At 44.8% G+C, this 23,433-nt stretch carries 25 protein-coding genes; 14 read left to right on the top strand and 11 right to left on the bottom strand.

Going from position 1 to position 23,433, the window contains the following annotated elements; all coding sequences use genetic code 11:
- The first annotated feature begins 460 nt into the window (after nt 1–460).
- The 3 genes from ribA (at nt 461) to JMX70_RS05405 (ending at nt 3,132) form a co-directional block, all read left to right on the top strand.
- Nucleotides 461–1,144, top strand: a complete 684-nt coding sequence (ribA, locus tag JMX70_RS05415; RefSeq protein ID WP_201590215.1) for a GTP cyclohydrolase II — start codon at nt 461–463, stop codon at nt 1,142–1,144.
- An 18-nt stretch (nt 1,145–1,162) separates the two neighbouring features.
- Complete coding sequence (gene hemF / locus JMX70_RS05410; protein WP_201590213.1) at nt 1,163–2,170, top strand: oxygen-dependent coproporphyrinogen oxidase; 1,008 nt, start codon at nt 1,163–1,165, stop codon at nt 2,168–2,170.
- A 491-nt stretch (nt 2,171–2,661) separates the two neighbouring features.
- On the top strand, nt 2,662–3,132 hold the full coding sequence (locus JMX70_RS05405) for a c-type cytochrome (protein WP_201590211.1): 471 nt from the start codon (nt 2,662–2,664) through the stop codon (nt 3,130–3,132).
- Between the two features lie 77 nt (nt 3,133–3,209).
- Here the strand turns inward: JMX70_RS05405 and gloA are convergent, their stop codons facing one another.
- Together gloA and JMX70_RS05395 are read right to left on the bottom strand one after the other, a co-directional pair.
- The gene (gloA, locus tag JMX70_RS05400) at nt 3,210–3,776 is read right to left on the bottom strand and encodes a lactoylglutathione lyase (protein WP_201590603.1); all 567 of its coding nucleotides are present in this window, start codon (nt 3,774–3,776) and stop codon (nt 3,210–3,212) included.
- 131 nt (nt 3,777–3,907) lie between these two features.
- Nucleotides 3,908–4,546 (bottom strand): carbonic anhydrase, encoded by a 639-nt coding sequence (locus tag JMX70_RS05395; protein ID WP_068406318.1) that lies wholly within the window; start codon nt 4,544–4,546, stop codon nt 3,908–3,910.
- A gap of 464 nt (nt 4,547–5,010) precedes the next feature.
- On the opposite strand from JMX70_RS05395, the gene potA reads away from it, so the two are divergent.
- The 4 genes from potA (at nt 5,011) to JMX70_RS05375 (ending at nt 9,020) form a co-directional block, all read left to right on the top strand.
- Nucleotides 5,011–6,285: a spermidine/putrescine ABC transporter ATP-binding protein PotA gene (gene potA, locus JMX70_RS05390; protein WP_227671171.1), complete on the top strand. Its 1,275-nt coding sequence runs from the start codon at nt 5,011–5,013 to the stop codon at nt 6,283–6,285.
- Nucleotides 6,285–7,193 carry a spermidine/putrescine ABC transporter permease PotB gene (gene potB / locus JMX70_RS05385; RefSeq protein ID WP_198328838.1) on the top strand — a complete coding sequence of 303 codons (909 nt, stop codon included), beginning with the start codon at nt 6,285–6,287 and terminating at the stop codon, nt 7,191–7,193. The genes potA and potB overlap by 1 nt, the downstream gene beginning before the upstream one ends.
- Complete coding sequence (gene potC / locus JMX70_RS05380; RefSeq protein WP_144297837.1) at nt 7,193–8,011, top strand: spermidine/putrescine ABC transporter permease PotC; 819 nt, start codon at nt 7,193–7,195, stop codon at nt 8,009–8,011. The genes potB and potC overlap by 1 nt, the downstream gene beginning before the upstream one ends.
- A 118-nt stretch (nt 8,012–8,129) precedes the next feature.
- The gene (locus JMX70_RS05375) at nt 8,130–9,020 is read left to right on the top strand and encodes a LysR family transcriptional regulator (protein WP_200662499.1); all 891 of its coding nucleotides are present in this window, start codon (nt 8,130–8,132) and stop codon (nt 9,018–9,020) included.
- Nucleotides 9,021–9,103: 83 nt separating this feature from the next.
- On the opposite strand, the gene JMX70_RS05370 is transcribed toward JMX70_RS05375, so the two are convergent.
- The 4 genes from JMX70_RS05370 to JMX70_RS05355 all read right to left on the bottom strand — a co-directional run bounded on the left by JMX70_RS05370 (nt 9,104) and on the right by JMX70_RS05355 (nt 11,762).
- Nucleotides 9,104–9,475, bottom strand: a complete 372-nt coding sequence (locus JMX70_RS05370) for a CrcB family protein (protein ID WP_201590209.1) — start codon at nt 9,473–9,475, stop codon at nt 9,104–9,106.
- 51 nt (nt 9,476–9,526) lie between these two features.
- Complete coding sequence (tsaD, locus tag JMX70_RS05365; protein WP_144297840.1) at nt 9,527–10,567, bottom strand: tRNA (adenosine(37)-N6)-threonylcarbamoyltransferase complex transferase subunit TsaD; 1,041 nt, start codon at nt 10,565–10,567, stop codon at nt 9,527–9,529.
- A 94-nt stretch (nt 10,568–10,661) separates the two neighbouring features.
- Complete coding sequence (locus JMX70_RS05360; protein WP_068406307.1) at nt 10,662–11,189, bottom strand: c-type cytochrome; 528 nt, start codon at nt 11,187–11,189, stop codon at nt 10,662–10,664.
- A gap of 144 nt (nt 11,190–11,333) precedes the next feature.
- Complete coding sequence (locus JMX70_RS05355) at nt 11,334–11,762, bottom strand: hypothetical protein (protein WP_225211566.1); 429 nt, start codon at nt 11,760–11,762, stop codon at nt 11,334–11,336.
- 500 nt (nt 11,763–12,262) lie between these two features.
- Between JMX70_RS05355 and rpsU the strand changes: the two genes are divergently transcribed.
- Nucleotides 12,263–12,478, top strand: a complete 216-nt coding sequence (gene rpsU / locus JMX70_RS05350) for a 30S ribosomal protein S21 (protein WP_010195908.1) — start codon at nt 12,263–12,265, stop codon at nt 12,476–12,478.
- A 174-nt stretch (nt 12,479–12,652) separates the two neighbouring features.
- Nucleotides 12,653–13,102 (top strand): GatB/YqeY domain-containing protein, encoded by a 450-nt coding sequence (locus JMX70_RS05345; protein WP_068406303.1) that lies wholly within the window; start codon nt 12,653–12,655, stop codon nt 13,100–13,102.
- A 63-nt stretch (nt 13,103–13,165) separates the two neighbouring features.
- Here the strand turns inward: JMX70_RS05345 and JMX70_RS05340 are convergent, their stop codons facing one another.
- Nucleotides 13,166–14,707, bottom strand: coding sequence for a M48 family metallopeptidase (locus JMX70_RS05340; protein WP_227514957.1), 1,542 nt, complete (start codon nt 14,705–14,707; stop codon nt 13,166–13,168).
- 432 nt (nt 14,708–15,139) lie between these two features.
- Here JMX70_RS05340 and JMX70_RS05335 point away from each other — a divergent pair, with 432 nt between their 5' ends.
- The 4 genes from JMX70_RS05335 to thiS all read left to right on the top strand — a co-directional run bounded on the left by JMX70_RS05335 (nt 15,140) and on the right by thiS (nt 17,428).
- On the top strand, nt 15,140–15,622 hold the full coding sequence (locus JMX70_RS05335) for a sulfurtransferase TusA family protein (protein WP_068406298.1): 483 nt from the start codon (nt 15,140–15,142) through the stop codon (nt 15,620–15,622).
- A 240-nt stretch (nt 15,623–15,862) separates the two neighbouring features.
- The gene (gene rpoH, locus JMX70_RS05330) at nt 15,863–16,726 is read left to right on the top strand and encodes an RNA polymerase sigma factor RpoH (protein ID WP_197488882.1); all 864 of its coding nucleotides are present in this window, start codon (nt 15,863–15,865) and stop codon (nt 16,724–16,726) included.
- A 63-nt stretch (nt 16,727–16,789) separates the two neighbouring features.
- On the top strand, nt 16,790–17,161 hold the full coding sequence (locus JMX70_RS05325; RefSeq protein WP_068406292.1) for a DUF423 domain-containing protein: 372 nt from the start codon (nt 16,790–16,792) through the stop codon (nt 17,159–17,161).
- A 66-nt stretch (nt 17,162–17,227) separates the two neighbouring features.
- The gene (gene thiS / locus JMX70_RS05320; protein ID WP_102077024.1) at nt 17,228–17,428 is read left to right on the top strand and encodes a sulfur carrier protein ThiS; all 201 of its coding nucleotides are present in this window, start codon (nt 17,228–17,230) and stop codon (nt 17,426–17,428) included.
- Nucleotides 17,429–17,699: 271 nt separating this feature from the next.
- Here thiS and hpf read toward each other — a convergent pair whose 3' ends face one another.
- Both hpf and JMX70_RS05310 read right to left on the bottom strand, forming a co-directional pair.
- A complete protein-coding gene (gene hpf / locus JMX70_RS05315) occupies nt 17,700–18,080 on the bottom strand; it encodes a ribosome hibernation-promoting factor, HPF/YfiA family (RefSeq protein ID WP_102077023.1) in 381 nt (126 codons plus the stop codon).
- 430 nt (nt 18,081–18,510) lie between these two features.
- On the bottom strand, nt 18,511–20,220 hold the full coding sequence (locus JMX70_RS05310) for an RNA polymerase factor sigma-54 (RefSeq protein WP_201590207.1): 1,710 nt from the start codon (nt 20,218–20,220) through the stop codon (nt 18,511–18,513).
- A gap of 297 nt (nt 20,221–20,517) precedes the next feature.
- On the opposite strand from JMX70_RS05310, the gene JMX70_RS05305 reads away from it, so the two are divergent.
- Nucleotides 20,518–21,405, top strand: coding sequence for a carbon-nitrogen hydrolase family protein (locus tag JMX70_RS05305; RefSeq protein ID WP_201590205.1), 888 nt, complete (start codon nt 20,518–20,520; stop codon nt 21,403–21,405).
- Nucleotides 21,406–21,439: 34 nt separating this feature from the next.
- On the opposite strand, the gene JMX70_RS05300 is transcribed toward JMX70_RS05305, so the two are convergent.
- Nucleotides 21,440–22,480 carry a tyrosine recombinase XerC gene (locus JMX70_RS05300; RefSeq protein ID WP_201590203.1) on the bottom strand — a complete coding sequence of 347 codons (1,041 nt, stop codon included), beginning with the start codon at nt 22,478–22,480 and terminating at the stop codon, nt 21,440–21,442.
- Nucleotides 22,481–22,486: 6 nt separating this feature from the next.
- A complete protein-coding gene (gene dapF, locus JMX70_RS05295) occupies nt 22,487–23,374 on the bottom strand; it encodes a diaminopimelate epimerase (RefSeq protein WP_144297846.1) in 888 nt (295 codons plus the stop codon).
- Between the last annotated feature and the right edge of the window lie 59 nt (nt 23,375–23,433).

The raw sequence follows: 23,433 nt of genomic DNA, 5'->3' as shown, positions 1-23,433 counted from the left end.
AATAATAGTGCGGACATTATAAATCAACAAATGTCATCGACTATAAGTTTATTAATACAGCGCTTAAAATAGCTGTGAATAACGATTTAAAATAAAACAAACTTTCAAAATTTAGAACTTTCAATTTTATAGACATTTTAAAATGAGACTATGTCCTCATATAAAACACTATAGCGCCTGCTAATTTTGCTTTCATATTGAGCGCATATCGGGCGACAGTGACGACATAGTAATGCAAGGGCTAAGACTTGTCACTGTATCCGTCAAAATAGTATGGCATAATAGCATTTATTTTTAATTGTCGCTTTAATCATCGTGCGCCGTCTGTGAACTTTGTGTGTATTTCCACCAAACAGCTTTCGTATGCTATTTTAGTTAGCAGCGCTTATGTCACACCTTTATTATTATAAAACTTTAACCGACCGCTAGCGTCACGATGATCGGCTTATGCAGGACATTAATGTCATATCAATTTATCACCAATGCCAAACTACCGACTCGTCACGGCGAGTTTGATATTCATATCTTTGAAAATGCAGACGGTCAAGAGCATGTGATGCTTACTGTCGGTTTACCTGTGGCCAATCAAACTGAGGTTTTAAATCAGCAGGACACGGCATCAATCGAAGACAGTCAGACGTCAAAAGAAGCGCTCATTCCGCTCATTCGCATTCATTCGGAATGCTTGACGGGTGATGCTTTTAGCTCATTAAAATGTGACTGCGGTCCCCAGCTTAATACCGCGATGCAGGCGATACAAGAAACCGGCTGCGGGGCGATATTATACTTGCGTCAAGAAGGACGCGGCATTGGCTTGACCAATAAAATCCGTGCTTATGCCTTGCAAGATCAAGGGCATGATACGTTAGATGCCAATCTTATGTTGGGATTACCAGCAGATGCGCGCGTTTATGATATGTGCGGGCCAATGCTTGCTCATGTCGGCGTCAATAGCGTGCGCCTGATTACCAATAATCCCGATAAAGTGGCTTACTTAACCGAGCATGGTATTAATGTCGTCGAGCGCGTGCCGTTATTGGTTGGAGTGAACGATATGAATGCTGAGTATCTCGCGACCAAACGCGACCGCATGGGGCATCTGCTCGATAAAGATTTCAATACCGCCTTACACCTTAATAAATAGTAAATAATTAGATATTTTATGACCATACCAAATATAGATAATCATGACAATTTGCCAGAGACGAATTCTGCCGTGACGCCAACCCACAATGACATCACGCGCGTGCGTGAGTTTTTGGTGGATTTGCAAGCGCATATCTGCCAAGCGTTAGAAGCGCAAGAACGCGACGGCAGCAGCAATGATAAGCCGGCAACCTTTGTGCCTGACGATTGGGAACGTCCTGAGGGCGGCGGCGGCCGTTCTTGCGTGCTCGCAGGTGGTGAAGTGATTGAAAAAGCGGGCGTGATGTTTAGCCATATTCATGTGCATAACCTGCCCGCTTCCGCAACTGCGCGGCATCCTGATATCGCTGGCCGTAAAGCGCAAGCGATGGGTGTTTCATTGGTTGTGCATCCTAAAAACCCCAATGTACCAACCAGCCATGCCAACGTGCGTTTGTTCGTTGCTGAAGCCGAGGGCGAAGAGCCTATTTGGTGGTTTGGTGGCGGTTTTGATTTGACGCCGTTTTATCCGGTGCTTGCCGACTGCGTACATTGGCATCAGGTTTGTCACGACCTGTGCGCGCCGTTTGGCGACAGCGTCTATCCTGACTTTAAGCAGTGGTGTGACGAGTACTTCCATCTGCGCCATCGCGATGAGCAGCGCGGTATCGGCGGCCTATTTTATGACGACGTCAATACCGAGAGCCGTGGTTGGGATTTTGAGACTTGCTTTAAATTTATGCAAGCGGTCGGTAATGGTTATCTTGAAGGTATATTGCCAATTTTTGAGCAGCGTAAAAACACCCCTTATACCGAAGCACAACGTGAATTTCAGCTTTATCGCCGCGGACGCTACGTCGAATATAACCTTGTTTATGACCGTGGCACCCTATTTGGGCTACAAAGTAATGGACGCATTGAGTCCATCTTAGTCAGTATGCCGCCGCTTGCCAGTTGGCATTATCGCTTTGAACCTGCCCCCGGGACGCCTGAGTTTGAATTGACCAATTTTTATCTAAAACCGCGTGATTGGTTGACTTTATAGTCGTCATTGGCATAATAAGCCGCAGACAGCGTTTTGGTTCTTGGATAAACAGCCCTATTTGCTCTCTTTAAAATTTCAGAAAAACACTATCAAGGTCAGCGTTACTGCTGACCTTTGTTATTTACTGTTTTTATTTAAGAGTAGCTAAACTGTTAAACAGGGCATTTTGACTTTTAGCTTATAAAACGCGCTTTGGCGAACATTCATAGCTGATTAAAATGCCATTACAAAATGACATTACAAAAAGGTACTTTATTATCCTACTTTATTTTAGCCTGTTGAGGTTTAATTAATAGCAATATGGGTTTAAAGCGTTATAGATTTAAAGTCATGTTGGTTTAACAGGCTATATGGTAAAAGACCAGAACTTAGCTGTCTTTAACATTTAGAACAACCACATAATATTCAATTCATAGTAGCAATATAACAGGTGGCGAGCACGCAAGTGCTTCGGCACCTTTTTATTAGCCACGTATAAAGGAGCAATACAGATGGCACAGGTTTCTAATAATAAATCATTCAAGTCTATCGTCGGCGTAACGTTGATAGCAGCCGCCTTAGGTCTAACAGCTTGTAGTACGCCAGTTGACCCTGACGTCAAAGCGCGTCAAGACACCATGAAAAGCTGGGGCGATGCGATGGGTATCATGGGTGATATGGCTGAAGCGCCAGATACGTTTGATGCCGAAGTCTTTAAAGAACAAGCGGCATTTTTAGCAAAAGACTCTGCCAATCCTTGGAGCCACTTTGAAAACCAAGAAGCCGCAGGTAATGCTACTGAAGCGGTTTGGAGCAATGTTGACGATTTTCGCGCTGAAGCTGATGACTTCCAAAAAGCCACTGCTAACTTAAATGCAGCGGCACAAACGGCAACCAGTGTCGATCAAGTCTTACCTGCGCTTGGACAAGTCGGTGACAGCTGTAAATCATGCCATACCGATTTTAAAGTGAAAAAAGACTAATGAGTATTCGCTTTCAGATACAAAAAAGCCGCTACTGTTAATATAGCGGCTTTTTTATTGGTTAAAGAGTGACTTATTTAACCCATTAAGTCGGCTTGGACGATTTCAATCCAGTAACCGTCAACGTCTTTGATAAAGGCGATATTCTTCATACTGCCGTCTTCTGGACGTTTTTTAAACTCGACGTTGTTTTGATCAAACCAAGCAACCGCTTCGTCAAGACTTGGCACACTAAAGCAGATATGACCAAAGCCTTGTGGTTCACCATTACCATCATGATAACTAAAGTCCGCTTGGGTTTCGGTACCATAGTTATGAGTCAGCTCTAAAATACCGCGCTGACGGAAGGCGAAAATTTCTAAATCGTCACCCGCTGGCAGATTTTCCCGCTCGCTGTCAGTCAACTTGGCTAAAAAATATAAATCAAAACCCATCGCAGGGAATTTTTTTACCGCCAGTAACGTCATGCCTAAAATCCCCGTATAAAAGGCCAACGATTTGGCAGGGTCTTTGACGCGTAGCATGGTGTGGTTAAAAGTATAACCTGCTGTCTGTGCTGAAATCGGCTGCACACCTTCTGCTTTTACGCTGCTCTCAGGCTGAGCGATACCGTCTTTATTAGCCTCTAAATCTGTTGAATCCATCATAATTTTTCCCATATATAAGTGTTTTTAATCTTCAGCTAGCAATCGCGTTAATAGTGGGTACCTTCACAATTCATTCGTCGCCACTATTTTAGTCGTTAAATGATAAGAAATTTAATAGTAAACAACGATTAAGTATCTAAAAAGCGTACTTTTCCAGTCTCTAAATTATACTCAGCGCCAACGACGAGTAGCTGGCCGCTACTGGTTAAGTCTTCTAGGGCGCGCGAACCGTGCTTTAATTGGCTAACCGACATGCGTACATTGGCACGAATAGAACGATCGACCAATTCATCCGCATCGACATCTTGTCCGTTGGCCGTTGCCAGCTCATGTAAGTTATAGACACTTGGGCGAATACGATCGACGATTGATTGTAAATTTGGCGAATAGTTTTGCTCAGGATTGATCAGCGCATCGACGCAAGCGGTCACCGCTCCGCAATGCGAATGCCCAAGCACTACCACCAGTTTGGTGCCAAATTTTTCTGCCGCAAATTCAATCGAACCGATTTGAGATGGCGCAACCACATTACCCGCCACGCGTATGACAAACAAATCGCCCAAACCTTGGTCAAACACAATCTCAACTGGGACACGGGCGTCCGAGCAACCCAAAATAATCGCTAATGGATCTTGATCACTGATCAGCTCAGGACGTTTTTGCATGCAAGGGTCAGTGCTGGTCAGACTTTCTACGTAGCGTACATTACCTTCTTTGAGTAGTGCTAGTGCTTCTTGTCCAGTTTTTGGGCGGTTACTGTTAGGCATAAGGGGTCCTTGTTTATCAAAATGGTTTAAATTATAAATTGCGCTAGCATTCTGTTTTCTACTTTAAGATACAGCTTTCAGCTATGCTTATCTTTTAAGCTTATCTCTTAAACTTAGCCGTTTGCTATTGCAAATATCCTTGTATGTGGCACACATAAAATTATTGTAGCGCAAGCAAGGCAAAAAAATGGTAAAAATTCTTTATTGTAAGATGGCAGCATTGCAAGCCAAAGCATTTCAAGACAAGAAATTTGCAGCCAAGCATTTAGCTCATTATTTTTTTAACAACCTAAACCAACCAATAACGAACTTGCACTGACTTATAACAAGGGTTTGTTATAATACCCAGCAACCAGATTGTATATATAGCCAACGCTTATCGCCAGACTTAACAACATGCAAATTGCTGCCAGTATCTACTATTTTAGTGCTGCTGCGCATTTGGTGTTTTAGGAATCAACCTTATGACCGAAACGAATGTAAACCTGCAAACCGCGCCTTTGTCGCCTAATAGTGACAAGGCGCTGCTGCAACTGACTGGTCTCCAAAAAATTTATGATCAAACCGAAGTGTTAAAGGATATTAACCTTGATATTGAACATGGCGAATTTATCACCTTGCTTGGGCCATCAGGCTGCGGTAAGACGACTTTGCTGCGCTTAATTGCGGGTTTTGAGCAGCCAAATGCAGGGGCGATTTATCTTGATGGCATACAAATGGCAGGCTTGCCAGCGGATAAGCGTCCGGTCAATACTGTGTTTCAGCAATATGCGTTATTTCCACATATGACGGTGGCGCAAAACGTCGCTTATGGGCTTAAACTCAAAAAAGTGCCAAAAGATGAGATACAAACGCGGGTACGTGAGATGCTGGCGATGGTACAACTTGAACACCTTGCCAATCGCCGACCGCAAGATTTATCTGGTGGTCAGCAGCAACGCGTGGCGATTGCGCGCGCGGTGATTAATCGTCCTAAGCTATTATTGCTCGACGAGCCCTTATCGGCGCTCGACCATAAATTGCGTTTGCAAATGCAATCTGAGCTTAAACGTCTACAACGTGAGCTTGGTATTACCTTTGTCTTTGTCACCCACGATCAAGAAGAAGCGCTGTCGATGTCGGATCGCATTGCGGTAATGAAAGACGGCAGATTTCAGCAAATTGGTACGCCCATCGAGATTTATGAAACCCCTGCCAATCTCTTTACCGCCAAATTTATCGGTGAAACCAACTTGTTTAAAGCGGAAGTCAAAGGCGTCTACCCTGAGCAGCCCGATCGTGATGGGCGCGTGACCAATGGCCGTATTGAGGTCGAGGTCTGCGAAGCACAAGCGCAAGAGGGGCCGACGACCTTACGCAATCTGCGCCGCCCTGACTTTGCCAATGACGTGCAAGTTGGTGATATCGTTAACTTACTATTGCGCCCTGAAGATTTACGCATCTATGACCCCAATGATAAAGAACATGGCGGCTTACTGGGGCGGGTGATTGAAAGTAATTATAAAGGCAGTACCTTAGACTCGATTATTGAGCTAACCAACGGCCATATTATTAAAGCCTCGGAATTCTTTGATGAAGATGACCCAAGTTTTGATTATAAGCTTAATGAAGGCGTTAAAGTGTCATGGGTAGATGGCTGGGAATGGGTGTTGCCAGAAGAAGATACGCTTGCTAGCGGCATTGATAACGGGATAAACAATAGCCCTAGTAAATTAGTTGCCCAAAAGGATATCAGCTAATGGCACGTCCTAACGTAGGTAATAAAAAATCAAGTCATAAAAACTTGAGTAATAAAAGCCCTTTTCGTACGGCCACGCTATGGCTAATTTGGGGTTGGCTGCTCATTTTTGCGCTATTGCCAAATATACTGGTGATTGCCGTCAGCTTTTTGACCCGTGATAGCACCGCTTTTATTAGTTTACCGGTCACTCTCGACAGCTACGTGCGCATGATTGACCCGCTTTATTTTGACGTCTTTGTGCATTCATTATGGATGGCGGGTATCACCACAGTCATTTGCTTATTACTTGGCTATCCCTTTGCTTGGTTTGTTTCTCGAGTGGATAAACGCTGGCAGCCACTATTGATGCTTATGCTGATATTGCCATTTTGGACCAACTCTTTGGTGCGCACCTATGCGCTAAAACTATTATTTGCCAGCAATGGTTTGATTAATAAATCCTTATTAACACTTGGTATTATCGATGCGCCCATTGATATTCTATATACCCAAGGCGCGGTTATTGCCGGTTTAACCTATTTGTTATTTCCCTTTATGGTGCTGCCACTGTATGCGGTATTCAGTGATTTGCGTAATGATATGCTGCTTGCCTCGCAAGATTTGGGTGCTTCAAAGCGCCAAACCTTTTGGCACGTGGTATTACCCTTAACCACACCGGGGATTATCTCCGGGGTGCTGTTGGTACTACTACCAGCGATGGGGATGTTTTATGTCGCCGATATCTTGGGCGGCTCACGTAACTTACTCGTTGGTAATATTATCAAAAACCAGTTTTTAGATGCGCGTGATTGGCCGTTTGGTGCCGCCGCTAGTGTGCTATTGACCCTTGCGATGGCGGTATTATTACTCGCTTATCGTGCCAGTAGCCGCCGTATTGGCAAGACTGACTTTAACGAGGTGGCCTAATGTCTGATAGTTCACTGAATAGTACTCCAATTAAAAATAAACGCTCTATCAAATTAGGTAATATTGCCGCCAAAGGCTATCTCAGTCTAATTTATATTTTATTATACCTGCCCATCATTGTTTTGGTAGTGATGTCATTTAATAAATCAAAAATTGGTTATAACTGGGGCGGCTTTAGTTTAAAGTGGTACGAGTCGCTACTGAATAATCAGGCGATGCTTGATGCCTTTTGGCACTCTATTGTTTTAGGCTTGGTTGCGGCTACGGTTTCGACCGTTATCGGTACATTAACGGCGCTTGCGCTACATCGTTATGACTTTCGCGGTAAAGGGCTGCTCAATGGCCTGTTATTTGTGCTGATGATGTCACCTGAAATTGTCCTAGCGATATCGCTATTGGCGCTGTTTTTATTAATCGGCCTGCAGCTTGGTTTTGTCTCGCTATTACTAGCGCACATTACTTTCTGCCTACCGTTTGTCGTTATCACTGTGTTTGCGCGTTTAAGCAGTTTAGACGAGCGTTTGATGGAAGCGGCGCGAGATTTAGGTGCTAGCGAATCAACAATGGTACGTACGGTGTTGATTCCAGTAATTTTTCCTGCGGTGATGGCTGGCTGGTTACTTGCCTTTACCTTATCGCTTGATGATGTGGTGGTATCGACCTTTGTGACCGGTCCTAGCTATGAGATTTTACCGCTCCGTATTTATTCTATGGTGCGCGTGGGACTTAAACCTGAGGTCAACGCGATTGGGACCATTTTATTGGTCGCTTCATTAGTTTTGGTGGTAATCTCGCAATTGCTGCTGCGTCGGCGCTAGTTTTAATTTTTACGGTAAAATAATGGCAATGTAATTTTAGGCAAAAAGTGCCTATGATTTTTCAAAATTATAAACACCTATTTTCCTATTTCTTTAACGTCAGTGGTTAGGTTATTTTATGCTAGAGCTTCGTCATCTTAATACGCTAACTGCGCTGCGAGCCCATGGATCATTGGCCGCTGCTGCCGATGAGCTGCATGTCACCGCCTCTGCGGTCTCGCATCAGTTAAAAGAGTTAGAGAATTACTACGATATTAGCTTGGTCAATCGGCGCACGCGTCCGCTGACCTTTACGCCAGCGGGCAAAACGGTACTGGCGCTGGCAGACAGTATCATGCCGCAGGTCACACGCACCAAAGCCAATTTAAAACGCTTAGCTCATGGTCAAGCGGGTCGATTGCGCTTAGCGTCAGAATGTCATAGCTGCTTTGATTGGCTGATGCCCATTCTCAATCATTATCGCCGCGAATGGTCAGATGTTGAGCTGGATTTTGCCACCGGTTTTGAGCCTGAGCCGCATCATTTACTGCAAGAAGGTGATATCGATTTATTGATTACCACCAGTAATTTACCGATAGAAGGTATCAGTTATCAGCCATTGTTTGAGTACGAGAGCCGTTTGGTGCTGTCGCCGACTCACGACTTGGCTGAGCAACCATTTATTCATGCCCAAGACTTGGTTGCTGAAACCTTGATTGCCTATCCGGTGGAAGCTAAGCGCCTCGATATCATTGCCAATTTTATGACCCCAGAAGCGGTCAGTTTTAAAGCGATTCGTACCACCGAGCTCACGGCGATGCTAATTCAATTGGTGGCAAGTGAACGCGGGGTGGCGGCACTGCCTGATTGGGTGGTAAGCGAGTATGAAAAAAAAGGCTGGGTGGTTTCGCGGCCGCTCGGTAAAGGCGTTTACTGCCAACTTTATGCGGCAACCCGCACCGCAAGCCAAGATATTGCTTATATGCAAGGGTTTGCCAGTTTATTAGAAGGAATTGTAAAACCGGTATAGCTAGTGCTTTTTTAAAAAGTCGTTTAAAAAAAGAGCCGTATTAAACATTAATACAGCTCTTTTTTATTGCTGAGTTTTTATTCTTACAAAACCAACTTAAACAAATAAAAGCCAATTGCGGTTGCTAATAACGTCAGCCCCACATGTAGCCCAATCAACCCTAAGCCCGCCAGTAGTTTGCCATTATGAATAAAGGTAAATACTTCGACGCTAAAGGTGCTAAAAGTCGTCAGTCCGCCCAAAAAACCAGTTATCACAAACAGTCTAATATTGGGAGACAAGCCGCTGCCTACACGTTCAAACCACACCAAGGCAAGCCCTATCAATAGCCCACCTAAGACATTAGCGCCAAGCGTACCAAGCGGTATCCAGTGATGCAGCGGATTAAAACGCGCCAGCCAGCCTCGCAGGCAAGCACCAATAGCAGCACCTAATCCAATTGCAAGCCACTGCATAAGCTATCCTTAAGTAAGATAAAGTTTAATAGGTTAAGTATAAGATAGCATTTATAATAGCGCAGGCAGCTCGGTCATCGGCCAACGTGGGACACAGCTAACAGCCAAATCATCTGCTTGACCGGCTTGCAAACGCTCGTAACCCGCATAAGCAATCATTGCTCCATTATCGGTACATAACGCTGGCGGTGCGTAATGGACGGTCGCATTGATTTTAGCAAGCTCGCGCTCTAACGTCTCACGCAAATGGCTATTGGCACTGACGCCGCCAGCTATCACCAAGCGACTCATCTCGACTTGTTTCAGTGCCTTGACGCATTTTTTCACTAGCGTATCAACTACTGCATGTTGAAAGCTTGCCGCAATATCGGCGCGCACTTTTGGATCGCTGTCGGAGCCATCAGTGTCCTTGATAAGATTATGCACCGCCGTTTTCATACCGCTGAAGGAAAAATCTAAACCGCGATGTAGCATCGGGCGCGGTAAGTCATAGGCATTTTGATTGCCATTTTCTGCCAATTTGGCAATATTTGGTCCACCAGGGTATGGCAGACCAAGCATTTTAGCCGCTTTATCAAAACATTCACCCGCCGCGTCATCGATAGACTCACCAAGGATTTCATATTGCCCGATACCATATGCGGCAATCAGCAAAGTATGACCACCAGAAACCAGTAAGGAGACAAATGGAAACGCTGGCGGATTCGCTCCCATCAAAGGCGCTAACAGGTGTCCTTCCATATGGTGAACGCCAATCGCTGGCACATCCAAGCCATAAGCCAAGCTACGTCCAAATAATGCGCCCGTCATCAGCGCCCCTATAAGTCCCGGCCCTTTGGTATAAGCAATCGCATCAATCTCATTTTTAGTGATATCGCACTGCTCTAGCAATTCGTTAAATAAAGGCACTAGCTTACGAATATGGTCGCGGCTGGCAAGCTCAGGCACTACTCCGCCATAAAGTGCGTGCAGCTCTATCTGTGAATACAGCACTTGCCCAAGCAAGCCTTTATTATTGCTATCTATCTGCTCGCTATCAAAAATCGCCAGACCTGTTTCATCACAGGAGGTCTCTAAACCCAATACTTTCATCTATGTGCCTTTATATTTGCTTTGTAGCATTAATAAAAAACCGCCACTGTTAGCTTACAATGGCGGTCATTCTAGCAAATTTCAATACGTAATATTAGCGAGCGGCAGCAACCATATAATCAACTGCGGCATGAACTTGTGCTTCAGTGACGTCTCCAACCGCTTGCGCAGGCATTTTATTAAAGCCTTTAGCAGAATGCATGTGTAACGTTTCTATGTCTTTGGCAAGGTGCGGTGCCCAAGCTTCTTTATCACCAAATTTCGGTGCGTCAAGCAAACCATTCTCATGGCAAACTTTACACTGCTTTTCGTACAGCTGAGCACCAGCATCAGCCGCCAACACTTCTGGTTCAGCAGCAGCTTCAGGTTCAGCCTCTACGACAGGTACTTCCGTAGGCTCTGCTTCAACCGCAGGCTCAGGGGTGACCACTTCGGTTTCTGTTACAGGCGCTTCAGGTTCTATAGCCACCGTTTCAGTTTCATTGGTAGTAGCTGGCTCTTCAGCCGCTGTATTGTCGCCGCCACTACAAGCGCTCAATGCCAAAAGTGCACTCAAGCTTAGGCTTGTGAGCGCCAATTTAGCAACGGATTTTTTCTTCATTGTATTTTGCTGCATAGTCATAGTTAATCCTTCATCTATAGTTTGTTAATATAAACTTAAATATCTTAGCTGGCATATTAATAGTCATCGCTGGCAATGATGAATCGCTATTATGAAATGAGCATGCGGCTTACTTACTTAATTACTCATAGCTACTAAATACTATTAGTTCGTTGCAGGCTCAGTCGTATCAGTAGTCGTAGCGGCTGCATCGGTATTTGTCGTCGTGGCACTATCAGTAGTAGCCGCTTCTGTATCAGTACTTGTAGTAGCCATATCTCCTGCCGCATCTGTCGCTGCGCCATCTTCTGCTACTGCAGTGTCAGTACCCGTAGCACCCTCTTCTGTCCCTTCTGCCGTGTCAGCAGCAGGCATCGGCGCTGTTTCTGGGAAGTCCATATCTTCTGCTTCAGGTGCGTTTGCACGTGCAAGTTCTGAAGCTTCATCGACTTTATCTTTTGCTAAGACTTCACCTGATTCAGTGCCCGCTTCTTCCTTGTCACTGCTACAAGCACTTAGACTGACGCCCATCGTCAGAAACAATGTCGCCCACAATGCAGTACCAATCGTTGTTTTCTTCATGCCATTTTTCATTCAAAGATCCTCAAAATAATAGCTATAAAAGCCTTGTAACGTCTATCTAGGCATATTTTTAAGCGTCTAGTTTCAATAGCTAAATCTTGAAATTTAAAGCAGCTTAAATATGAGCGACAGACTGAGTATAGGATAGGATACCATAGACTCCATATAAGCCGTTATTGCTAAACAGCTGTTTTGTCCACAATTTATTGATTATTTGTTAAAAGATTATTAAAAATATTAACACTCACGCCTTCAGTTAAATCTTATTATATTTGTACGGTGCAATTAAATTTTATTGTCTATTATTTGACCTCTATTTAAGCCCTTATCTTACATAAATACGCTAAAGCCTTTGACTTTACTGCAGTTTTTGATTAAAATAAGCGCCCTTGTGCTAGTGCGCAAGACTATCCTAGTTTGAGCTGATGCCGATAATCTTGAGATATTACGGCTAAATACTAATACACAGCCAAACTAATGCCCTTATATCTCATCCTAATCAAGGAGATTTCATGCCTGCAGTTAAGGTTAAAGAAAACGAACCAGTTGACATCGCTATCCGTCGTTTCAAACGTGCTTGTGAAAAAGCCGGCGTTCTATCAGACGTACGTAAGCGTGAATTTTATGAAAAACCAACGCAAGTACGCAAGCGCAAAAAAGCCGCTGCTGTAAAGCGTTATAAGAAAAAATTACAACGCGAAACTATTCGTACCACTCGTATGTACTAATCACCAATACGATTAGCTACCTACCAGCGCTACACTAACGCCACTGTTATCGATGAATAACAGTGGCGTTTTTTATGCTACAATTTTTGTTATTGCTGCTGATAAATGCTCAGCAGATTTTTATTTAACACTTACCAAAAACTATTTTACCCATACTTATAAGGAATAATAACAATGAGCCAGCTTAAACAAACGTTATCAGATACCATCAAAACCTCGATGAAAGCGCGTGAGCTTGAGCGCGTCAAAGTACTGCGCAACGTCCAATCGGTGGTCAAGCAGATTGAGATTGATCGCCAAACCGAACTTGACGATGCGCAAGTATTAGAAGTGCTACAAAAGCAGCTCAAGCAGCGTCATGAGTCATTGTCTATCTTTACCGAAAACGGCCGCGATGATTTGGCCAGCAAAGAGCAGTTCGAGATTGATATCATCAATGAGTTTATGCCAAAACAAATGGATGATGCCGAGCTTGCCGCTTTGGTGAATGCTGAAATCAAAGAGCAAGGCGCCACCTCAATGCGCGATATGGGTAGCGTGATGGGCGTGTTAAAAAATAAAACCGCAGGCCGTGCTGACCCTGCATTAATCTCTAAATTGGTAAAAGATGCTCTGCAAGGTTAAGTGAAGTTAAAAAAAGTTATATATTCTTAATCTGCGTATCGACCCAAGCTAGCAAACAACCGCCTAAGGCTTAAAGTCTTTGGCGGTTTTTACCGCTTTGATTTCCGCATTAATACTGGCAAGTAACGGTCGGGCGCTGCTCGCTTGCGCGGTTTTTTGCATTTGCTCGGTCAATTGCTTGGCTTGCGTTAAGGAAGTCAGCGCGCGCTCATAATGTCCGCTCCACAGCTGGTCATGACTGCGATAACGCAGCGCATTGATGGTGGCAATTTTTGCCAGTTGCGGCGACTCGGTAGTTTTGGCGATTTTTTCATTGGCCAATTGCAAGCTTTGCCACGCATAGCGGTCGCTTGGCTGCTGCTCGGTCAGTGGCTTAAGCAGTGCTTGCGCCTTGGCTGGCTGATTGCTATTGGTCAGTGCTTCCGCTAAATAAAGACGCAAGTCGCGGCGTTCAGGATATAAGCGCTGCTGACTCTCAAGCAGTTCAGCCGCTTGTTGCCATTTGTTTTGTTCCGTGAGAATTTGACTTTGGGTTATGGACAATAAGGGTTCCAATACTTGCCGCTGGGCTGCGGGTAGCGCTGACAGCTCGGTATATATCTCATTGGCCTCGCCAAAACGCTGCTGCTCGCCATACCAATACATCAGCGCCAATTTTGCGCCAACGCTATTTTTAGCAGCGGTCGTCAACGCGGTTTCAGAGACATGCTCGCCGGTGCTTTGCGTGCGCCAATAGAGCAAATCAAACAACGCTTGATGGCGCTGCTGCTTGGATAAAGGCAGAGCATCATAACGCTGGGCGCGGCTTTGCGATTCGCTTAAACGCTCATTACTCAAAGGATGCGAGCGCACAAAACTGGGCAGGAATTGATTGGCGGTTTGGTTCAATTGGCTTTTTTGATTCATGGTTGCAAAAAAGCGCGGCATGGCGCGTGGATCGTAACCCGCTTGGTTCATGATTTGCATGCCCACACGGTCGGCATCACGCTCATTACTACGGCTAAAAGCCATGCTGCTATTCATGGTAGCGGTTTGGCTGCCCATCATGACTGCCGCCGCCGCATCGCCATCGACCGCTGAGGCTGCAATCGCTGCCAGCATGCCGCCTATTTGCATCAGCAAGGCTTTTTTGCGCTCATCCGCGCCGCTCTCATAATGGTGCTGGCTAATATGAGCCACCTCGTGAGCAACGACGCTGGCAAGCTCATCCATGCTGCTTGCCGCCAGTATCGTTCCAGTATTGAGCCCGATTACCCCACCGGGCGCTGCAAAAGCATTGATACTAGGATTGTCGATAATAACCAAACCTAGCGGCGCTTGCTGGCGAGCTTGCGCGTTTAGCCGCCACGTCATCTCTTTTATGGTTTCATAAATCCAAGGGTCGTGCTCCATCTTCGCGCGACTATTGATGTTTCTTAATGACCATTCACCAAGCAGTTTATTTTCATATTGCTCAGCAAAGCTTAGCCCCTGCCCGCGCAAATTGGGTAAGTCTAATTCTTCAGCACTTGACGTCTGCCATGAACCGTAAGTAAATGGCGCGACTTGCGTGCCAGCACTATTGGCAGTAGTTGCCAGTGCCAGCAAGGTAGCCGATATACCCACCTTTAGTACAAAAACGCCTGTTAACGTTTTTAGCGTTCTTTTAAACAGCGATTTTTTAAGCAATGCTGGTCTATGAAAATAATACAAGTGCGTATCCTATCCGAGTAATCCTAACGTCTTTTTGACTATACGAGCTTGTTTAGTTAAGGTCAATTGCCGTCTGCATCTGGCTACCAATAACGCTGCCACGCGTCACGCTTGTGCAACATGCTTGTGTAAACTTAAGCGTTATAAAGCGAAGTATTAAATGTAAAGTTTATCCTATCGCCCGGTTGTTATTAGATATGCTGATTGACCAATGATTATGATAACTATATTCAACTGCAATTGAGTAGTGGCAATTTGCTATAATAGTAGGTCGTGGTAAGCGCTTGTTGTCCATGGACTACAAGTGATACTTTCTCAAACATTGATATTTTAAAGGTTTATTTTATGTCTACTGATAACCAATCTGTCATTGTACGAGACTCATATCCTATTTGTTTTGTCGAAACCGTATCTGACGCGCAGCAGCAATCGATAACGCAGCTGCTCGATTTATTGCCAGCAGATACTCTTAACTTAGTAGAAAATCTTAACTCGACGGATAGCGCAGAGCAAAGACAGCCAATCATAATTAAAAATATGGTCGATGGGCGCGGTCTTGCCTGCCCTATGCCGCTATTAAAAACTAAAGTGGCGCTACGAGAAGTAGCGGTTGGTGAATCGCTATATGTCGTTGCCACGGACCCAAACTCACAAGCTGATATCAGCGCTTTTTGTCAGCAGAGCCAGCAAACAGGCACAGCAAATCCCTTATTATTGCTTATCAATCAAGCAACAGCGGCAAGTAGCGACAAAATGCTAGGAACAAAAACCAGTACTGCTGTTGATACAATATATCACTTCATCATTACCAAAACTGATAGCAACTAAGCGGCGCTATCCTTTACAATTATAACTATAAGATTTTTATCTGACTCATTGCTTATCTATTTAACCAAGGTCAAGAATATGGCTAATACTTCTAATAACGCTGCAAATACCCGTAAAAAAGACAGCGCAGCACCTGAAAAAAACGAAGCACGCGATGCGGCCTTGAAAGCCGCTGCGGCGCGTCCGCCTTACGATGCGAGCGCACTTGGCGACACACGTACCCGTGACTTAGTGCCTGCTATGCCAACACATTTATCGGCGCCTGGCGTAAACTTGGGCGCTTATATTAATACCGTGCATCAAATTCCGATTTTGACACCGACTCAAGAGCAAGAACTTGCTCACCGCTATTATGATGAGGGCGATGTTGAAGCGGCGCGTCTGCTGGTTATGTCGCATTTACGCTTTGTGATTCATATTGCCCGTAGCTACTCAGGCTATGGTCTGCCGCAAGCCGATTTAATCCAAGAAGGCAACTTGGGCTTGATGAAAGCGGTTAAACGCTTTGATCCTAATAAAGGCGTGCGTTTGGTATCCTTTGCCGTGCATTGGATTAAGGCTGAGATTCACGAATTCGTCATTCGTAACTGGCGTATTGTCAAAGTTGCTACTACTAAAGCGCACCGTAAATTATTCTTTAACTTACGCAGCCTGAAAAAGACCAACAACCAATTAACGCTCGAAGAAGCCGATGCCATTGCCAACGATTTAAATGTAACACGTAAACAAGTGCTAGAAATGGAGTCACGCTTGACCTCGTATGATGCGTCGTTTGAAGCGCAATCGAGCGATGATGACGATGGTCGCTACGCGCCGCAGCTGTTTTTAGAAGATGGTATCGACCCTGCAGAGATGGTTGAAGAGGATGACTGGGAAGAGAACAACTCATCGGCTCTACTAGCAGCGATGGATACGCTAGATGATCGTTCACGCGATATCGTTGAGCAGCGCTGGCTTTCTGAGCAAAAATCAACCTTACATGAACTAGCAGCGGTTTACTCTATCTCAGCAGAGCGCGTACGCCAAATCGAAAAAAACGCCATGGATAAAATCCGTGAAGCCATGACCATCGATAGCGTTATTTTGCCCGATGATATCCAATAAGCTTTAGTTTGTTAGTTAAAACTTACCTATGATAACAATCCTATTTATAACACGAGTTTTACCATGCTAAATTGGATAAGTATCGCCGCTATTAATATGGCTATCGCCGTCGCCTTGGGCGCGTTTGGCGCTCATGGGCTTAAAAATTCGGTCAGTATCCAGCAGCTTGAATGGTGGCAGACGGCAACTCTATATTGGTTTGTACACGGGTTAGGCTTATTGCTCGTTGGTATTCTTATTCGCCTTAATTATACGACCCAAACCACAGCATGGCTGCTACAAATCGGCGCACTTATTTTTGCGGGCAGTTTATATGCCATGACGCTTGGGGCACCGCGCTGGCTTGGAGCGATTACCCCTATCGGCGGTATGCTGATGATTGCCGGTTGGCTATGGCTTGCGGTCTCGACATTTCGCTTAGGCCATACTGCTTAAGTTGAATAACAAAATGGGTCAATGGATGAGTAACAAAGGATTATTAGCTTTTAGGGAGCACATATTATGAGTAATATTAGTGTTAATGGTAAAAAATTGCAGACCACGCATCAAACCGTCCAAATGGTCGTCAATGAGCTTGGACTTAGTAAAGGCCGCTATGCGGTTGAAATCGATGGTGAACTTATTCCAAAAAGTGAGCTTGATAAAATGCGTATTGTTGAAGGTATGAATATAGAAGTGGTACAAGCAGTTGGTGGTGGTTAAGCGAATATTAGCCCGCTAATTTTTTCATGGATAAAAATTAAGCAATAAAAAAGACCTCTTACGTTGATACGTTGAGGTCTTTTTTATTTGTCGTGCTCTTAACAAATAAAGCAACTTTACGAGCTATCATTCCAATATGATTACTTAGTAAATACGCCAATTATAATAATTATCTTATAGGCTATATTTATCAAACAGTCATAATAATAAAGTCAGCTACTATGTAGATCGGTTGCTGTAGTGAATACTACTTAGAGCAGTGACGAACCCATTACATGGCAGGTGCTGCATCATCAACTGTCAGCTCTTCGTAGCGTTCATCGCGCCCTGGGCCTTGAGTTTTCTTACGATCCTGACGGGTTTTATATTTACGTACTTGTCTATCAAGCTTGTCTGCCATCTCATTAATGGCTTTATACATATCGTCTTCGCAGGCTTGGACGAACATTTCTTGACCTGCAACTCGCATAATCGCTTCGGCTTTATGGGTCTTTTTCCCACCTTCACTTGAGCCGCTATTATCTAGCGATAATTTTACCTGAATACTTTGAATCTGATCGAAATGACGTTCTACTTTTACAAGCTTTTCGCGAACGGCGTTGTCCATGGCTTCGGTAACACTGATATGGTGACCACTGATAGAAACATTCATATTATCGTCCTTTTATTATTGCTTATATTATTACGTACAATCAGCAGTGAGTTAGCTTTATAGCTTTTGTCATGCTGCCTTACCAATAATTCATCCAGTACCTTTCTTATCATAAAGTTTGGCTTGTCATTTTCTATTCGCTAACTGCTTTATTCTTCTACTCCTTTATTAAAATAAAAAATTAAAATACATTTTTATCATTTGTTAAATTAACTAAATCGGCCAAACCAATACTGGGTTTTCGTTGTTGGTATGACTCTAATTTGTCATGAAAACCAAAGAGTAGCAAGCCATCAAATTGTAAGTAAATGTAATAAAAAATGATGTTTCATAAATGTTTCTATATAATCAAAAAATTTTATTTTTTATTTACGTTTGAATTGGCTTAATTCTGGTGGTATGACATTTATAAGTCGTTGAATGACAACATTTAATATTTTCGTTTGCGCTGAGTGGATGATCCGATATTCATTGCTTCACGATATTTGGCTACCGTTCGTCTGGCGATATCGATGCCTTCTGCGAATAAAAAATCTTTTATACGGCTATCAGATAATGGCTTTTTCGGGTCTTCATCTGCGATAAGCTGTTTAATCATGGCGCTGATGGCGGTTGAGGAGATGTCTCCGTCACTACTGCTGACGTGAGATGAGAAAAAATGCTTAAGGGAAAACAACCCTTGGGGCGTCAAAATGGTTTTGCTTGTAGTCAGGCGCGAAACGGTGGATTCGTGCAAATCAACTTCTTCGGCAATCGCTTTTAAAATCAAGGGCTGCATGGCAGTTGCGCCATGTTGCAAAAACTCTTGCTGGTAGCGTACGATACTGGTTGCTACTTTTAAAAGGTTTTGATTGCGCTCTTCGATACTGCGAATAAACAGGCGCGCATCGGTGAGATTTTCGCGCAGATATTGATTGTCAGGACTGTCATCGCCACGTTTGACCAAATTGGCATATTCTTGATTGACCTGCAATTTAGGCAAGGTTTCAGGATTGAGGCGCACTTGCCAGCCATCTATTTGCGCAGTCGTGTCGTTTCCATTTTTGTTATCAGTGGTGTGATTGCTATTGTGGCGGCGAATCGGCGTGACTAATACATCAGGAATATCGTAGCTTTCTGACGGCTGCATATAATCGGGCTGACTGCTTTGAAATAGTAGGCCAGGTGATGGATTTAACGTACGTAACAGGTTAAGCGCGGGGGTAATCTGTTCAGGCGCGAGGCCGGTGAGTTCAGTCAAGGCTTTGATATTATTGCTGACCAAATGCTCACTGGCTGAGAGAAGCGCTTGGGCTTCTTTAAGATATTTTGTATTCGTATCAAGCTTGGACAATTGCAGCGCTAGGCACTCATTGAGGTTGCGTGCGCCAACGCCAAGCGGGTCGCACGATTGGATCATGCGCAGTACCGCCATGACCTCATCGTGCTCGACGCGCTCGTCCCATTGATAAAAGCTGGCGATGGTATCAAAGCTTTGTAACAACTCATCGATATCAAGGCGTATAAAACCCATCTCATCCATAGAATCCATGAGATATTCGGCGATAAGCGTATCTGTTTCGGAGAGGCGCTTAAAGTTCAGCTGCCAGCGTACATGGTCTTGAATGGTGGCGCTGGTACTGCCCTGATAACTATTAAAGTCCTCATTGTTGCCGTTAGCCGAATGAGATGAAAGACTCTCTGAACCTATCGCGGCAGAGGCATAATTACCGCTGTCAAAACCGCTATAATCGTCGCCCTCTACGGTATGGTTGTCGATTGCTTCATCATCAAAACTGGCTTGCTGTAATTTATCTAAGCTATCACTACTATTGTCAGAATAGTCGAAACCATCATCCAAAGAGTGGGTAGATTTAGCAAACGAATCAACGCTAGCATTTCGGTTCCAACTATCTAGCGTTAATGGCTCGCCAAACTCATTGAGCGGCTCACCCTTATGACTGTCGTAACTGTCGAAATTATCATAGTCATCTTCATCCTCTTCCACACGCTCTAGCAAAGGATTGCTATCAAGCTTCGCCTGTACCTCCTGCGCAAGCTCAAGACTAGAGAGCTGCAGCAATTTGATGGCTTGCTGCATTTGCGGGGTTAGCTTTTGCGAGGTATTTAGCGTGGTCGCCAATCCAAACGACATACTCATGGGTGACTGTTTACCTTTCGATCGTGGTGAGATTCTATATGTTATGCTGGTTAAAGCCTGCGCTTATTAACGCTTATCATCACTAATAAGCGCTTTAGCCTATCAGGTCATGAAGATAGCATTTTTTGCTACAATGTTGCTATGATAATTTATATTCTGTTCAGGTAAGCCATTTTTAGCTTTTGTTCACCTTATAAAACTGCAATAGCTTTGCAGGGATGCCGAGCTTTTAAATATAACAGAATAAAAATAACTAAGAGTAAAGCCCTATAAAGCTTAAAAATCGAGAATAATACTATGAATGAGATAAGAAATAACGGACAACTCACCGTTGCTGCTGTACAAATGAACAGTCAGCAAGACATCGAAGCCAATTTAGCCGATATAAGATCTGCTATTAGTGAGGCAAGCAAGCAAGGTGCGCAGTTAGTCGTTTTACCAGAAAACTGCTGTAGCATGGGTCGACAGTTTGCCACTGCCGAGCGTTTTGATGAACTATCCGACGCAATGGCCGAGTATGCACGTGCTTTTGGTATTTATCTATTAGCAGGCTCGCTGCCCTGCCCTTATCGCCCTGATGGCGTCATCGTGCCCGATGGAAGGCTACGTCAAGTCAGTCAGCTATTTGCGCCCGATGGTACGCGTGTGGCACGCTACGACAAAATTCATTTATTTACTGCAACCGTTGCCGATAAAAAAGGCAGCTATAATGAAGCGGCGACTTTTGAGCCTGGCACGCAAACGGTTGTGGTTCCACTCGAAGCAAATGATGCCGTTTATCAGCTCGGTATGATGGTCTGTTTTGATTTACGCTTTCCAGCCTTAGCGCAGCGATTACGGCAGGCGGGCGCAGAGGTGTTAAGTGCGCCATCGGCGTTTACTTATTTAACGGGACAGGCACATTGGTCGCTATTGCTACGCGCGCGGGCATTAGACAGTCAGTGTATGGTGATTGGTGCCGCACAAGGTGGTGAGCATCTTTATAAGAATGGCGATAGTCGGCAAACATGGGGACATAGCACGATTACTGCTTATGACGGCACGATTATCAATAGCTATGAGGATAGTGACTTAAAAAACTCTGCTAATAAAAATTATGCCTTGGTATTAGCAAACTTAGATAAAGCAGGACAAGCGCAAGGACGGCAAAAGATGCCAATCTTTGACTGTCACCGTTTGGCATAAATGTAGGATTAAATGCTTAAGAAATAATCGGAGCTTAATTAATTTCAACGTCATTTTGCGCGTGAGACGCACGCGGATGAGCGCGATCATAAACTTGGGTCAATTTAGCAAAATCAACATGAGTATAAATCTGCGTGGTACTAATGTCGCTATGACCGAGCATTTCTTGTACCGCGCGCAAATCGCCACTGCCAGATAGCATATGCGATGCAAAGCAGTGGCGCAATAAATGTGGATACATATTTTGCGCAATCCCAGCCCGCGTAGCCGCAACTTTGAGTCGCTGCTGCACCGCCCGCGTGGATAAACGTGTACCTAACTTTTCACTGATAAACAACGCATTGTCCATCTGCTCTACCCAAAGATTGCGGTGCGGTAGATAACGTTTAATCGCCTCGGCGGCTTTGACGCCTAAAGGTACTAAGCGCGTTTTGTTGCCCTTACCCGTCACGCGCACGCGCAAATCAGCCAAGTCTATATCGGCCATATCGAGCGCCACCAACTCGCCAACACGCAGACCGCTACTATAAAGCAGTTCGAACATTGCCTTATCACGCAACCACAAGCGCGCCTGCTCTGGCGTATCAGGGATTTCTTGGTCAAGCAATTGCGTCAATAAATCCACATCGGCGATAGACGGCAGCGGTCTAGGGCTGCGCTTAAGCTGATAGCCCGTAGTCGGGTTAATACGCGCTAAACCCTCTTCTATCAACCAGCCATAAAAATGACGGATAGCCGATAGCTCCTGCTGAACGCTCGCCAGTGCCAGCTTATCTTCATCTAGGCGTTGGCTGATATGCTGGGCTAACTGCCGCTTATCACAACGCGTCCATGTCAGACGTTTGCCGCGTAAAAACAGCGCCAATTGATTTAGACCTGCAAAATAAGCCACCAATGTGTGCTCGGAGTGATTGCGTACCGACAGCGTATTTAGCCAACGATGCACTGGCGCTAGCAGTTCACGTAGCGTACTATCTGCTTCGATGGTTGTTGCCAATTCTGCCGATAGCCATGTGTTTGATTTAGTGTTTGATGTAATGTTTGACTGAATATTCGAGCTAGGCGTTGTCGTCATTATCTATTAGCCTTCTGGAGTAGGCTTAATGCCTGCTTGCGCCATTAAGCCATCTGGGCTAAACACCCCTTCATAGACAAACGCCGTTGGCCCAGTCATCATCACAGAATAACCCGGCTGCCATTTGATAATCATGCTGCCGCCATAAAGCTGCGCGCGTATGTCTTCGCCTTCATCAAGCCAACCTTCACGGATACCAACCGCCACGGCTGCACAAGCGCCCGTGCCACACGCTTGGGTTTCACCGACCCCGCGCTCATAAACACGCAGACGGATATGACGCTGATTCATGACCTGCATGAAGCCGACATTGACGCGCTCTGGAAAGGCCGGATGTGATTCGATGGCTTTACCCAAGGTCTCAACATCAGCTTCTAGGACATTATCAACCCTGATGACCGCATGCGGATTGCCCATATTGGCGACATAAAGCTGCACCGGCGTACCATTAACGTTTAGATGATAGGCATTTTGGATTTTGGTCGTCGCTCTTGGGGTAAAGGGAATCTCACTTGGCTCAAATTTGGGCTTACCCATATCAACCTCGACCCAGCCATAACGGTCGGTCGTTAAGGAGATTATCCCGCTTGCCGTCTCAACGCGCAGGCGCTGCTTAAATGACAGTTTACGCGCTTGCACAAAACGGGCAAAACAGCGCGCGCCATTACCGCATTGCTCAACCTCTGTGCCATCGGTATTAAAAATGCGATAACTAAAATCAACATCGGGGCGCATCGGCGGCTCGACGACGAGCAATTGATCAAAGCCGATGCCTAAATGACGATCACCCAACAGCTGTACCAATTCCTTGGTCAACTCTAAGCGTTGGGTCACCAAATCGATGACCATAAAATCATTGCCCAGCCCATGCATTTTTGTAAATTCTATTAGCATATCCTTGTTATCCTATCCTATTTTTATGTATGCCTTATATTAGCACGCTGTCAGATACA

This window comes from Psychrobacter pulmonis, assembly GCF_904846465.1.
Taxonomy (GTDB): Bacteria; Pseudomonadota; Gammaproteobacteria; order Pseudomonadales; family Moraxellaceae; genus Psychrobacter; species Psychrobacter faecalis.
This window is presented reverse-complemented; position numbering and strand designations above follow the sequence as displayed.